At 67.8% G+C, this 11,745-nt stretch carries 14 protein-coding genes; 10 read left to right on the top strand and 4 right to left on the bottom strand.

Annotated elements, in window-relative coordinates; translation table 11 throughout:
- Window positions 1–125 precede the first annotated feature (125 nt).
- The 4 genes from ACEWQZ_RS12810 to ACEWQZ_RS12795 all read left to right on the top strand — a co-directional run bounded on the left by ACEWQZ_RS12810 (window position 126) and on the right by ACEWQZ_RS12795 (window position 2,929).
- Window positions 126–1,019, top strand: coding sequence for a GGDEF domain-containing protein (locus ACEWQZ_RS12810; RefSeq protein ID WP_476483491.1), 894 nt, complete (start codon window positions 126–128; stop codon window positions 1,017–1,019).
- A gap of 87 nt (window positions 1,020–1,106) precedes the next feature.
- Complete coding sequence (locus ACEWQZ_RS12805; RefSeq protein WP_476483490.1) at window positions 1,107–1,880, top strand: RNA polymerase sigma factor; 774 nt, start codon at window positions 1,107–1,109, stop codon at window positions 1,878–1,880.
- 57 nt (window positions 1,881–1,937) lie between these two features.
- Window positions 1,938–2,360 carry a hypothetical protein gene (locus ACEWQZ_RS12800; protein ID WP_476483489.1) on the top strand — a complete coding sequence of 141 codons (423 nt, stop codon included), beginning with the start codon at window positions 1,938–1,940 and terminating at the stop codon, window positions 2,358–2,360.
- Window positions 2,361–2,365: 5 nt separating this feature from the next.
- The gene (locus ACEWQZ_RS12795) at window positions 2,366–2,929 is read left to right on the top strand and encodes a plastocyanin/azurin family copper-binding protein (RefSeq protein ID WP_476483488.1); all 564 of its coding nucleotides are present in this window, start codon (window positions 2,366–2,368) and stop codon (window positions 2,927–2,929) included.
- 25 nt (window positions 2,930–2,954) lie between these two features.
- Here the strand turns inward: ACEWQZ_RS12795 and ACEWQZ_RS12790 are convergent, their stop codons facing one another.
- Both ACEWQZ_RS12790 and ACEWQZ_RS12785 read right to left on the bottom strand, forming a co-directional pair.
- Window positions 2,955–3,554 carry a YceI family protein gene (locus ACEWQZ_RS12790; RefSeq protein WP_476483487.1) on the bottom strand — a complete coding sequence of 200 codons (600 nt, stop codon included), beginning with the start codon at window positions 3,552–3,554 and terminating at the stop codon, window positions 2,955–2,957.
- Window positions 3,551–4,270: a CDP-alcohol phosphatidyltransferase family protein gene (locus tag ACEWQZ_RS12785; protein WP_476483486.1), complete on the bottom strand. Its 720-nt coding sequence runs from the start codon at window positions 4,268–4,270 to the stop codon at window positions 3,551–3,553. Before ACEWQZ_RS12785 ends, ACEWQZ_RS12790 begins: the two co-directional genes overlap by 4 nt.
- A gap of 128 nt (window positions 4,271–4,398) precedes the next feature.
- Between ACEWQZ_RS12785 and ACEWQZ_RS12780 the strand changes: the two genes are divergently transcribed.
- The 5 genes from ACEWQZ_RS12780 to ACEWQZ_RS12760 are packed head-to-tail and all read left to right on the top strand — an operon-like array spanning window position 4,399 to window position 8,688.
- A complete protein-coding gene (locus tag ACEWQZ_RS12780; protein ID WP_476483485.1) occupies window positions 4,399–5,424 on the top strand; it encodes a zinc-dependent alcohol dehydrogenase in 1,026 nt (341 codons plus the stop codon).
- 19 nt (window positions 5,425–5,443) lie between these two features.
- Window positions 5,444–5,842, top strand: a complete 399-nt coding sequence (locus tag ACEWQZ_RS12775) for a 6-pyruvoyl trahydropterin synthase family protein (RefSeq protein WP_476483484.1) — start codon at window positions 5,444–5,446, stop codon at window positions 5,840–5,842.
- A complete protein-coding gene (locus ACEWQZ_RS12770) occupies window positions 5,839–6,915 on the top strand; it encodes a glycosyltransferase family 4 protein (protein ID WP_476483483.1) in 1,077 nt (358 codons plus the stop codon). Before ACEWQZ_RS12775 ends, ACEWQZ_RS12770 begins: the two co-directional genes overlap by 4 nt.
- The gene (locus tag ACEWQZ_RS12765; RefSeq protein WP_476483482.1) at window positions 6,915–7,778 is read left to right on the top strand and encodes a class I SAM-dependent methyltransferase; all 864 of its coding nucleotides are present in this window, start codon (window positions 6,915–6,917) and stop codon (window positions 7,776–7,778) included. The genes ACEWQZ_RS12770 and ACEWQZ_RS12765 overlap by 1 nt, the downstream gene beginning before the upstream one ends.
- Window positions 7,771–8,688 carry a lysylphosphatidylglycerol synthase transmembrane domain-containing protein gene (locus tag ACEWQZ_RS12760; RefSeq protein ID WP_476483481.1) on the top strand — a complete coding sequence of 306 codons (918 nt, stop codon included), beginning with the start codon at window positions 7,771–7,773 and terminating at the stop codon, window positions 8,686–8,688. The genes ACEWQZ_RS12765 and ACEWQZ_RS12760 overlap by 8 nt, the downstream gene beginning before the upstream one ends.
- A gap of 22 nt (window positions 8,689–8,710) precedes the next feature.
- Here the strand turns inward: ACEWQZ_RS12760 and ACEWQZ_RS12755 are convergent, their stop codons facing one another.
- Window positions 8,711–9,583: a RibD family protein gene (locus ACEWQZ_RS12755; RefSeq protein ID WP_476483480.1), complete on the bottom strand. Its 873-nt coding sequence runs from the start codon at window positions 9,581–9,583 to the stop codon at window positions 8,711–8,713.
- A 66-nt stretch (window positions 9,584–9,649) separates the two neighbouring features.
- Here ACEWQZ_RS12755 and ribA point away from each other — a divergent pair, with 66 nt between their 5' ends.
- Window positions 9,650–10,765, top strand: a complete 1,116-nt coding sequence (ribA, locus tag ACEWQZ_RS12750) for a GTP cyclohydrolase II (protein ID WP_476483479.1) — start codon at window positions 9,650–9,652, stop codon at window positions 10,763–10,765.
- A 24-nt stretch (window positions 10,766–10,789) separates the two neighbouring features.
- Here ribA and ACEWQZ_RS12745 read toward each other — a convergent pair whose 3' ends face one another.
- Window positions 10,790–11,566: a creatininase family protein gene (locus ACEWQZ_RS12745; protein ID WP_476483478.1), complete on the bottom strand. Its 777-nt coding sequence runs from the start codon at window positions 11,564–11,566 to the stop codon at window positions 10,790–10,792.
- Window positions 11,567–11,745: the final 179 nt, after the last annotated feature.

Here is an 11,745-nt window from a genome sequence, read left to right as displayed (position 1 = left end):
AAGCCTCAAAAATGCCAAATCCTGGCGAATCAATGCCATCCAGACCCACCATCGAGCCGAACCTGCAAGCTGGGTGACCAAAATCCATCAAAGCCGGCTTGACTCAGCGTGAAAGAGGCAGTCTGATGAATAAGCTGGGGTTGTGGGAGTGGGCTTATCCGAACGCGCGCTGGCGGGTGGTGACGACGGCGTTCGGGCAGGCGGTTTTCCTCGTCGCCCTGCTTGCTGCCCTGGCAAGGCCGCCGCGCCGGGAAATGGCCGGCATCTATCGCGCCCTGCGATGGGTTGCCGCGGCGTACCTGCCGCTGCTGCTGTGGGCCTACGGCAGCGCCGTCGAGCTTCTGCCGACCACGGCAAGAATACCGGCAACCTATCATGGGGTGACCTTCAGCGTCGGCTCCATGCTGTTCATGCTCGCGTTGGCCGTCGGTTTTCTGGCGCTGCAGTATTCATTGCTGGCCTGCCGACACGTTGATCAGGCTCGGCGGGACCCACTGACTGGCCTGCTTAATCGACGCGGCATCAGAGAGGTTGTCGACGACTGGGCCGAGCAGGGCACGCAACAGCCAGTGCTGGGCGTCATTGTGGTCGATATCGATCACTTCAAGTCGATCAACGACCGCTGGGGGCATGAGGCCGGCGACGCTGTGCTCTCCGAGCTGGCCGGTGAGCTGGAGCGACTGGCGGATGCCGCAGCTGTTGTTGGCCGCGTCGGCGGGGAAGAGTTTCTGGTGCTGCTGCCTGCCGCCGATGAACAAGCCGTGCGTCTGGGAGCTGAGCGCCTGCGCCGCGAAAGCGAACACTTTTCGATTCACGTTCCCAATGATGTCATCAGCGTGACCATCAGCGTCGGTTACGCTGCCGGATGCCGTGGCGAAGCCTTTGAAGCAATCTTGCAGCGCGCCGATGCAGCACTCTACAGGGCCAAAAGCGAGGGCAGGAATCGTGTTGTCGCAGCTGATGGTTTTGACCGACGCGGCAGCGGAGGCCGCGGCGCGTTAGCGCGTAAGTGGCGCTGACCAGCGGACGCAGACCGCGTTGGCAGCGCCCTGCCACCAGCAGCATCTGAACAGCTTTTGACGCTCGACGGGCAAGTGTCCGCAGAAATGTACGCTGAGTTGCGGGAACCCTTTTGCCTGCAGCTGCATCAATGGGGTGTCAAATACGAGCCTGGAAGCATAGCGATGCCTCGGACAAAGATGGATTCTTCCAAACCCCGGCCCAGCCTGGACTGCCTGTCCGACGCTGAAGTCGTGGCGCGCATCCGTGCCGGTGAGCAGGCGTTGTTTGAGCTGATCATGCGGCGTTACAACCAACGACTTTTCCGCGTGGCGCGCAGCATTCTCAGAAACTCTCCGGAGGCCGAGGATGCCGTTCAGAACGGCTATATCCGTGCTTTTCAGTCTCTTGCCCAGTTCCGGGGGCCGCATGGCTTCGGTGCCTGGCTTTCGCGAATCGTTGCAAATGAGGCGCTGATGACGATCAGGAAGAATGGAAACAAGGTGGTCCGATTCGATGATGAGCGAACGCCGTCAGGCCACTCGGCCGATGAGCGGAGCGTCGAGACAAGAACGCCTGAACACAGCGTTCATGAACGCGAGCTTCGGCGTTTGCTTGAAAAGGCTGTTGACACACTGCCGGATAACTTTCGCGCCGCCTTTGTGCTGCGCGAGATCGAGCAGCTCTCGGTGGCGGAAACTGCCGAAGTTCTGGAAATTGTGCCGGCTACCGTCAAGACGCGGGTTTACCGGGCGCGACAGCTTATCAAGAAGAGTATTTCCCATGATCTCGAAGACGTTCTGGGATCGACTTTCAGCTTTGCCGGACACGACTGCGACCGAATGGTGCGGGTCGTGTTCGAAAAGCTGAACATTGCCTGACGCAAGTAATCAAGGGCCACTCACAGCAAGCCGATACACATACTTTCCAAGGAGAACATGATGAAAAACAATCTGATCATTGCCACTTTTGCAGCTGCGCTTCTGGGCTTTGCTGTTCAGGCTGGCGCAGACGAAAGCCCGGTTTCGGATACGGATCTGCGTGCCGATTATGACCAGGTAAGCGACCTGGTGCCGCTGCCGGATTTCATTCCCGGGATGGGCGCGCTTTATGTTCAGCCCGAGACGCTTCCGGCGGGGCCTTTTCTGGCCTATGACCGCGACGACAGGCTGGTGTCCACCATTTACATGATTCCCCTGGATGATCTGAATGAGCACGCAGCGTTCGATTCTCTGGCAACGCCCGGGCGGGTGGTGGCCGAGACCGATATTCAGTACAACGCTGGCCATCCGGGAGTTGCCGAGCCGCACTATCACATTGTTCTCTGGCACGTCGACTCCGACACCGCCAAGTTGGACTGAAGACGATGAAGCGGCGGCAGTTTCTCGTTTACTCCGGACTTTCCATGCTGGTTGCCTCCGGGGCGGCCGGGGTGGTTCGGGCTGGCGGCGCTGACGCTGGTGACCACGTTACCATCCGGATAACAAGCGATCGCTCGGGTGCGACGGTGGCTTACTCGCCAATCGGCTTGTTTGTGCGGCCAGGTCAGACTGTGCGCTGGCTCAACGAGTCGGGCGTGCATACCGTCACCGCCTATCACCCCGCCAACGGCGCGCGCCCCTTGCGCATCCCCGCTTCAGCCGAGCCCTGGGATTCCGGTTATCTGGTCAATCCCGGAGACGCTTTCGAGCGCCGCTTCGATGTACCCGGTGTGTATGACTATTTCTGCATCCCGCACGAAGGCGCCGGCATGGTCGGGCGCCTGGTGGTGGGCGAGATCAGCGGGCCGGGCGCTGAAGCGTTCGGACATTTCCAGGAAGCGCATCCCGGCTCCTCATGGCGAGTGATTCCCGCTGTCGCCAGAGAGAACTTTCCCGATCCCCACCGGATTCTGCGTGACGGCGTGGTGCTACGGCTTCATCAGGGCTGACACCACACGCGCACACGCAGATGCTTCATTGCCGGTTGGCCTCGAGCTCGAACATCAGTTCGACCTCGTCGCCGACCAGGTTCTTGTCGACGCCGTAGGTCATGCCCCACTCGCTGCGCTCGATGGTGGTGCGTGCGGAGATGCCCAGGGTGTATTCGCCGTGGCCGAAGGGATATTCGGCGGCCTTGTTGATGGTCACCTCCAGCGCAACGGGGCGGGTCTTGCCCAGCAGGGTCAGTTCGCCTTCGAGCGTGCCGCGCTCGGGGTTGTCTTCGGACGGCTGCCAGTCGGTGGCCTCGAAGCGGATGCTGTCGTGATCGCCGGCGTCGAGAAAATCGCCGCCGCGCAGATGCTTGTCGCGGCGCTCGTGGTTGGTGAACACGCTGTCGGCCTCGATGGTGACTTCGCCGCTTTTCAGTTCGTTGGCCGACTCGTCGTAGACGAAATGGCCCTCGGCTTCGAGAAACTGCCCGAGGGTGTCAGCATAGCCGACGTGCTCGACCAGAAAGCCGATCGAGAAGTGTTCCGCGTCGATTTCGAAGGTAGCGGGTTCGGCCGCCGCGGCGGTGGCCAGTCCCAGCGCCAGCGCGGTCGGGATACAGCGAAGCTCTGCAATGGTTTTCATGGTGTCCTCCATTCGGGGGTTGCGGATAGTCGATGCCGACGCAGCAGCCAGGTCGTGTCGATGGCAAACGATGCGATCAGGGCGAGCAGGGCGCCGGCCAGCGCCGTCAGGCGCAGCGCCTCGGGCAGGCCGGGCAGGAGGGCGACCGGCAGGGCGCCGATCTGAACGACGCAGACCAGTTTGCGGCGGAAGCTCTCGGGCAGAGGCTGCGACAGCGCGGGGTGGATCAGACCGGCGGCCAGGAAAGCCGGACGCATCAGGCCGATGGCCAGCACCCAGGCCGGCGCCAGGCCCGAAAGCCACAGGCCGGCGCACAGTACCAGGATCAGGGCGGCGTCGGTTTCCATGTCGAAGCGCGCGCCGAAGGCGCTGGACTCCTCCAGCCGCCGTGCCAGCCAGCCGTCGAGGCCGTCGAGCGTCAGCACGAGCACGACCAGCGCGACGATGGCTTGCGCGCGATCGACAAACAGCGCCGGCTCGGCCAGCGTGCCGGCCAGGGCGCACACGATGGCCGCGCGCAGCAGGGTCACGCGGTTGGCCCAGCCCAGCGCGGCGTCATCGCGCCGGGCGATGACCAGCCACACCGAGACCGCCAGATAAACGCTCAGGGCGGTGATTACGGCCGCCGCGGCCTCTGGGGCGGCCAGCAGCAGCGCCAGTGCTCCGGTGAGCCCGGCACCGACGGCCAGGTCGACCACAATCGCGGGTTTGCGCATTGCCGTGCCTCCACACTGTGGTGTGCATCACGTCTACATACTCGCACATCACGCCGAACGGGCACGTCAACGCGGGCATCACTGGGTTATCGTGATGATCGACCAATGGACGAAGCGAGCCCCGCCAGATGACCGACATCGCCCGAGCGTTCTGGACCATCGCGCCCGGCCGCGGCGAGATCCGGCCCGAGACCCTGCCGGCGCTCGCTGCCGGGGACGTGCGCGTTAGCAGCCTGCATTCGGGCATCAGCCGCGGCAGCGAGGCGCTGGTGTTTCACGGCCGGGTGCCGGCCTCGGAGCATCAGCGCATGCGCGCGCCCTTTCAGCAGGGCGACTTCCCGGCGCCGGTCAAGTACGGCTACAGCGCGGTGGGCGTGGTCGAGGCCGGGCCGGGCCCGCTTATCGGCCGGCAGGTGTTTTGCCTGCATCCGCACCAGGACCGCTTTGTCGTTCCCGCCGCGGCCGTCTTGCCGCTGCCCGAGGGCGTGCCCGCCGGGCGCTCGGTGCTCGCGGCCAATCTGGAAACCGCCATCAACGGCGTGTGGGATGCCGGCATCGGGCCCGGTGATCGCGTGGCCGTGGTCGGGGCGGGTGCGGTCGGCGCCCTGGCGGCCTGGCTGGCCGGGCGCATGCCGGGAACGGAGGTCGCGCTGGTCGATATCCTGCCCCGGCGCGAGCGCCTGGCTGCTGCCCTGGGGGTGGGGTTTTCCCTGCCTGAACAGGCCGCTGCCGAGCGCGACGTGGTCATCCACGCCAGCGGCAGCGAGGCCGGTCTGGGCACCGCGCTGGGCCTGGCCGGCAATCAGGCCCGGGTCGTGGAGATGAGCTGGTACGGCGACAGCCGGCCGGCGGTGCCGCTGGGCGCGGCGTTCCATTCGCGCCGTTTGCGCCTGATCGGCAGCCAGGTCGGGCAACTGCCGCCCAAGCGGCAGCCGCGCTGGAGTCACCGCCGGCGGCTGGCGCTGGCGCTGACGCTGCTGGCCGATCCGGCGCTCGATCAGCTGATCTCCGGCGCCAGTGCTTTCGAAACCCTGCCCGAAGACCTGCCGCCGCTGTTGCAGGGCCCGGGAGAGGTGCTTTGCCACCGGGTCGACTACGGCGAGCCGCCCGGCCAATCCAATGACCATTGCAATGACACCTGCGATGACACCTGACGAGGAGAGGGAATCCACGATGTACTCACTGACCGTCCGCGATCACTTCATGATCGCCCACAGTTTCGACGGCGAGGCCTTCGGGCCTGCTCAGCGCCTGCACGGCGCCACCTACGTGGTCGAGGCCAGCTTCATGCGCCCCGAACTCGACGCCAACGATCTCGTCGTCGATATCGGCCTGGCCGGCGAGGTGCTCGGCGAGATCCTGGCCGAGTTCAATTATCGCAATCTCGACGAGATCGACGAGTTTTCCGGCCGCAATACGACGACCGAGTTCATGGCGCGGGTGATCTTCGAGCGCCTGGTCAGCGCCATCTCAACAGGCCGGCTGGGGCCGGCGGCAACGGGTTTGACGCGGCTGAGGGTCGAGCTCAGTGAATCTCACCTTGCGCGGGCGGCCTGGGAGGCGGCGATTTGAGCGAGGCGCTGACCTGGATCGTGCCGGGCGACCCCGACCAGCGTACCGGCGGCTATCTCTACGATGCACGGATCGTGCGCGAGCTTCGCCGGCTGGGCTGGTCGGTCGAGGTCGTCGGACTTGCCGGGCGCTTTCCCGACGCCGATACCCAGGCCCGCGAGTCGATGGACGCCGCCCTGCGGCGGCTGCCTGACGGCGCGCGCGTGGTCATCGACGGCCTGGCGCTCGGCGGCCTGCCCGACGCCTTGGCCGGGCAGTCGCAACGCCTCGATATCAGCGCGCTGGTTCATCATCCGCTGGCCGACGAGACCGGCCTGGACGCGCCCGCGCGCGCGCGTTTTCTGGCGCTCGAGCACCGGGCGCTGGCCGCCTGTGGACGGGTGATCGTCACCAGCGCGTTCACGGCCCGGCGCCTGCAGGTTCTGGGGCTCGACGACCGGGCCGCGGACGTGATCGAGCCCGGCGTCGATGCCGCGCCGCTGGCCGATCGTGTCGCCGCGCGCCTGGAAGGGCGCGAGAACAGCGGCCGCCAGCGGCTGCTGTGCGTGGCCGCCCTGACGCCGCGCAAGGGGCACGACGTGCTGATCCGGGCGCTGGCGGGGCTGGCTGATCGCGACTGGCACTGCGTGCTGGCCGGGTCGGTGCAGCGCGATACCGCCTGGGCCGAACAGATGGTTGCCGCCATCGGCAAGGCCGGGCTGGGCGACCGCATCGAGTGCCTTGGCGAGTGCGAGGCCGAGACCCTGGCCGCCGAGTACCACCGGGCTTCAGCCTGCGTTCTTCCATCGCACTACGAGGGCTACGGCATGGTGGTGGGCGAGTCGCTTGCCCGCGGGCTGCCGATGATTACCACCACCGGCGGCGCGCTGGCCGCTACCGCTCCGGACGACTGCTGCCTGAAGGTGGCCGCGGGCGATGCCGACGGCCTTCGCGGAGCGCTTGGCAGGTGGCTCGACGACGCCGATCTTCGTCACCGCCTGACGCAGCGAGCCGCGGCCCGGCGCGAGGGCCTGCGCGACTGGCCTGCGGCCGGGCGGGCGTTCGCCGCCGCGCTGAAGGCGTCGCCGGTCTGATGGCTGAAGGCAGCGCGGTGTTCGACAGCGGCTGGCTGGCGCTGCGCGAGCCCGCCGACGCCGCCGCACGTTCGCGGAAGCTGGCCACTCTCGCCTCGCGCTGGCTGGCCGGGCGGGGCGCGCTCGAGGTCGTCGATCTGGGCGCGGGCACGGGCAGCAACTTGCGCTGGCTGGCGCCGCGCCTGCTCGAAAATCAGCACTGGCGACTGCTCGATCGTGACCCGACGCTGCTTGCAACCGCGCGTCGAGCCGCGGTCGATGGCGCGCGTGATCGGCCGGCCGTGAAGGTCGAGACACGCTGCCTCGATCTGGCCGAACTGGCCGACGATGACCTGGCCGGCGCCGATCTGGTCACGGCCTCGGCGCTGTTCGATCTGGTCTCGCGCGAGTGGACCGAGGCGCTGGCGCAGCGGCTGGCCAGCAGCGGCGCGCTCGGCCTTTTCGCGCTGACGGTCGATGGCTGCCGCGGGTTCGTCGATGCGCAGGGACGGGCAACCGATAGTGCCGAAGACAAGACCATGGTCGAGTTGTTCAACCGCCATCAGCGGCAAGACAAGCGCCTGGGCCAGGCGCTGGGCCCGGATGCCGCGCACTGTCTGCCGCAGGCGCTGGAGCGCGCCGGGCTGCAGGTTCGGATGGAGCGCTCGGACTGGTGGCTCGAAGCCGGCGGTGAACGAACGGTGGAACTCGGCTGCGCGCTGGTTGCCGACTGGGCCGGCGCTGCGCTGGCGGTTGCCGCGGGACAGACAAGGGGCTGGATCGAGCGCTGGCAGCGCGGGCGCCTGGCCGCGCTGCGCGACGGCGCCGTCGGGCTCCGCATCGGCCATGTGGATGTCCTTGCCCTGCCGACGAGCGATGGCTGAACTGCGCCGCTTCGCTGTCGGGCTTCGCTGGGCCGTCAGCCTGGCGATCCTGGCCGGCCTGGCCTGGTGGCTGGATCCGGTCGCCATCGTGGCGGGGGTGGCCGATATCTCGCCAGCCTGGTTGATTGCTGCGCTGGCGATGACCGTCGTCCAGACGCTGGTTTCGGCCTGGCGCTGGCGATTCACCAGCGCGCGTCTGGGGCTGTCGCTGCCGTGGTCGCGGGCGGTGGGTGACTACTACCTGGCGCTGTTCGTCAACCAGACGCTGCCCGGCGGCGTGGCCGGCGATGCGCTGCGCGCGCACCGGCATGCGCGCCACAGCGACGCAGCCGGCCCGGCCTGGCAGGCGGTGGTCATCGAACGGGCTTCCGGTCAGGTGGTGGCGGTGCTGGCCACGCTGTCGGTCCTGGTGCTGGTGCCCGCCTGGCGCGATCTGCTGGTCGCGCTGTGGCAGTGGGCAGGCGAAATCCGGCTCTGGGCGGTGCTCGTGCTGCTGCTGGTCGCGGTGGCCGCCGGTGCCGCAATGTGTCGCTGGCCGCATCACTGGCGCGTGCTGCGCCGGGCCGTGCAGCGGGCGCTGCTCTCGCCCGGCGCCTGGCCGCGGCAGCTCGCTGCATCAGTGGTGATCGTGTTCAGCTATGCGCTGGTTTTTGCGCTGATCGGCCGTGGTCTGGGTATCGATGTCGGCTTCGGCCTGCTGCTGGCCGTGGCCCTGCCGATTCTGCTGACCATGGTGATACCGCTGTCGGTGGCCGGCTGGGGTTTCCGGGAGGCGGCCGCCGCCTCGGTCTGGCTGGCACTGGGGCTGCCGGCGCAGCAGGGTGCGGCGCTGGCGATCGCCTACGGCATCGTGGTGCTCATCGGGTCGCTGCCCGGTGCCGTCGTGCTGCTGTTGCGGCCGCGTACCTGACCCCGTGCGGGCGCCGCCCGGATCAGCGCAGCGGCGCGTCGACCAGCAGCTCCTCTCCCAGCGCGAAGCTGCGAGCGGGCGGCCGGCGGGCGTCGTCGAGCCGGTCGATGGCGGGCAGGTCGAGCCCGCTGCGTCCCGAGCCGATGATCAGCGGTGCGATCAGCAGGTGCAGCCGGTCGAGCGCGTCGGCGGCCATGAAGCGCGAGACGGTATCGCCGCCGCCTTCGACCAGAAGCCGCCGCAGCCCGCGCGCTTCGAGCGCGGCCACGATCGCCGCCGGCCTGAACGCGCCGTCGCTGGCCGCAAGCCGAACGCGCTCGACGTGATCGGGTGCCGGTGCCGGTTCGGCGTGCTCGGCAATCAGATGAAGCACCGGACGGGAACGTGGGGTGTCGTCGAAGAGCGGGCCTGCGGCCGGCACCCGGCCGCGCGGGTCGATGATGACGGGCGTCGGATCCGGGCCGTCGATGTGGCGCACGGTCAGGCGAGGCCGGTCGGCGCAGGCCGTGCCGGCGCCGACAATCACCGCGTCGACCAGCGCTCGAAGCCGATGCAGATGCTCCAGTGCCACCGGCCCGTTGATGTAGTGCGAGTGCCCCGTTCGCGTGGCGATGCGCCCGTCCAGGCTCTGCCCGAGCTGGGCGATGACGATCCGCTCAGCGCTGACGATCGGGGCGAAAACGTCGAGCAGCGCGCCCGAGCCGCCGTCGAGCCGGGTTTCGGCATGCCAGTCGCCCGAGCGATGAATTGCCACCTCGCCATGGGGCAGGGCGGCGCGCAGCGTCGAATGGTGCGCCCAGTCGTGATGCCGGGCTTCGATCAGCAGCCGCCAGATGCGGTCGCAATGATCGCCTGCGGCGCGCTTGGCGGTGGGATAAGCTGGCAATTCACGCAATCGAGCCCCATTTGAAGTAAGTTCATCGCTCATGCAAGACATCATGGCACAGGCCGCGAGAAACCCATGCATCAAGTAGAACGAGCCATCTTTGATCTGCGCCGCGGTCTGCCGGTCGTCATCCGGGCCCGCGACGAACAGCCGGACTCCGATCTGCTGGTCTACCCGATGGAGTCGATCGGGGATGCCGAGCTGACCGATATTTTCGCGACTGCCGGCAGCGCGCCGGCGCTGACGCTGACTGGCCATCGCCTGCAGGCGATGGGGTTTGCCCGGCAGACTGAGCCCGCCTCGCTGCCGCTGAAACGGGGCGATGGCTTGAGCTCCGAAAGCCTCTACTGCGCTGCTGCCGCCGCTGGTGGAGCGCACGACGAGCTGTTCGATGCGCTGCGGCCGGCCGGCCCGGGCGAGCGCGCCGCGCTGGCGCTGATGCGGCGGGCCCTGCTGGTGCCGGCCGTGCTCACCGCGCGGGTCGACAGCAGCCGGCAGGTGGCGGTGGATCAGGCCGTGGCCGACGGCAGCCTGCTGCGCGTGCCCGCGGGCCTGGCCGAGCGCTGCTTCGAGTCGGGCGCCGGGATGCTGCGCCGGGTCAGCGAGGCCGACGTGCCGCTGGGTGAATCCGGTCGGTCGCGTTTCGTGCTCTTTCGCGAGCCCGACGGCCTGCGCGAACACGTGGCCGTGCTGATCGGCGAGGCGGCCGAATGGGCCGACGCGGTACCGGTGCGAATGCACTCGGCCTGCCTGACCGGCGATCTGTTCGGCAGCCTGCGCTGCGACTGCGGCGAGCAGCTGCAAAACGCCGTGCGCGCCATCGAGAAGCTCGGCGGCGGGGTGCTGCTCTATCTGGCGCAGGAGGGGCGGGGCATCGGCCTGGCCAACAAGCTGCGCGCCTATGAACTGCAGGACGCCGGGCTGGACACGGTCGAGGCCGACCGGGTGCTCGGTTTCGGCGACGACAATCGCCGCTATCGCGTGGCGGTGGACATCCTGACCGATCTGTCAATCAGCCGCGTACGCTTGCTGACCAACAACCCGGCCAAGGTTCGCGCGCTGGATGAAGGCGGCATCGACGTGGTGGCTCGCGAGGGGCTCTACGGACGGGTCACGCCCCAGAATCGCCGCTATCTCAAGGCCAAGGCCAGCCGCTCGGGGCACCTGCTCGACGAGGTGCTGGGCGAGTAGCCCCCCGGCGAGCCGCACGGCCAGCTATACGTCCGGGGGCGGCCAGTTCTTGTTGCGACAGGCAGCAAGGATGTCGGCCAGCCTTCCGGAATAGTGGGCCACCAGACTCTTGCCCAGATCCGTGGTCGCGGCTGCGGCGTTGCCGACCACGCCGTCAGGGTGCAGATCCTCGGCCAGCCAGGCCCATGAGGCTTCGCCTTCGGGCGGCAGCGGGTCGCCGTGTGCATGGCGGGGGGTAAAGTTTCGCGCCCGGCTCATGTCGACCAGCTCGGGTGCCAGATGCAGCATCATGGCCGTTTCGGCCTGCCCGCCGTGAAGGCCATCGCGCAGTTCGTCGCCGCCGACCAGCCCGGCCGGCGCGTTGAATTGCATGTAGCTGGCCTTGACGACCAGCAGCCGGTGCTGGCGCCTGAGCGCGAGGGCAGCATCTTCCATCCAGCCGATGTTGCCGCCGTGGGCGTTGATCAGCACCAGCCGCTGCAGTCCGGCGCGCGCCAGGCCTTCGCCGATGGCTCTGACCTGGTGTTTCATCTGGTCGGCCGGCAGGCTCAGGGTGCCGGTAAAGTCGGCGTGTTCGTCGCTGGCGCCAAGCTCGAGCGTGGGCAGGGCGATCAGCGGAAAGTCTTCGGGCAGCGTTGCGGCTGCGGCGGCCAGCAGGCCCTCGCCGATGATCGAGTCGGTGGCCAGCGGCAGGTGCGGGCCGTGCTGCTCGATCGCGCCGAGCACCAGCACGGCCACCGGCCGCCGCGCCGTCATTGTCGCCAGTGTTTCGCTGGTCAGTTCGCCCCATTGCTGAATCATGCGGTCGGGTCCCTGGTGCGTTCCTGCGGTTCTGGAGTACGTCGCCATTCGGTGAGTCATGTACGGGGGTGTGGTATTTCCCTGTGCTCACTGATGGCTCCGGCATGCTCCGGGAACGATATTGTAGCGGTTGCCTGCGGAGTCGCCGGCATGATCCAGAGTGGTCACGGTCGGGCCTG

This window comes from Wenzhouxiangella sp. YN1 (assembly GCF_056324145.1).
The sequence above is the reverse complement of the archived record's forward strand: the minus strand, read 5'-3'. Positions and strand labels throughout refer to the sequence as shown.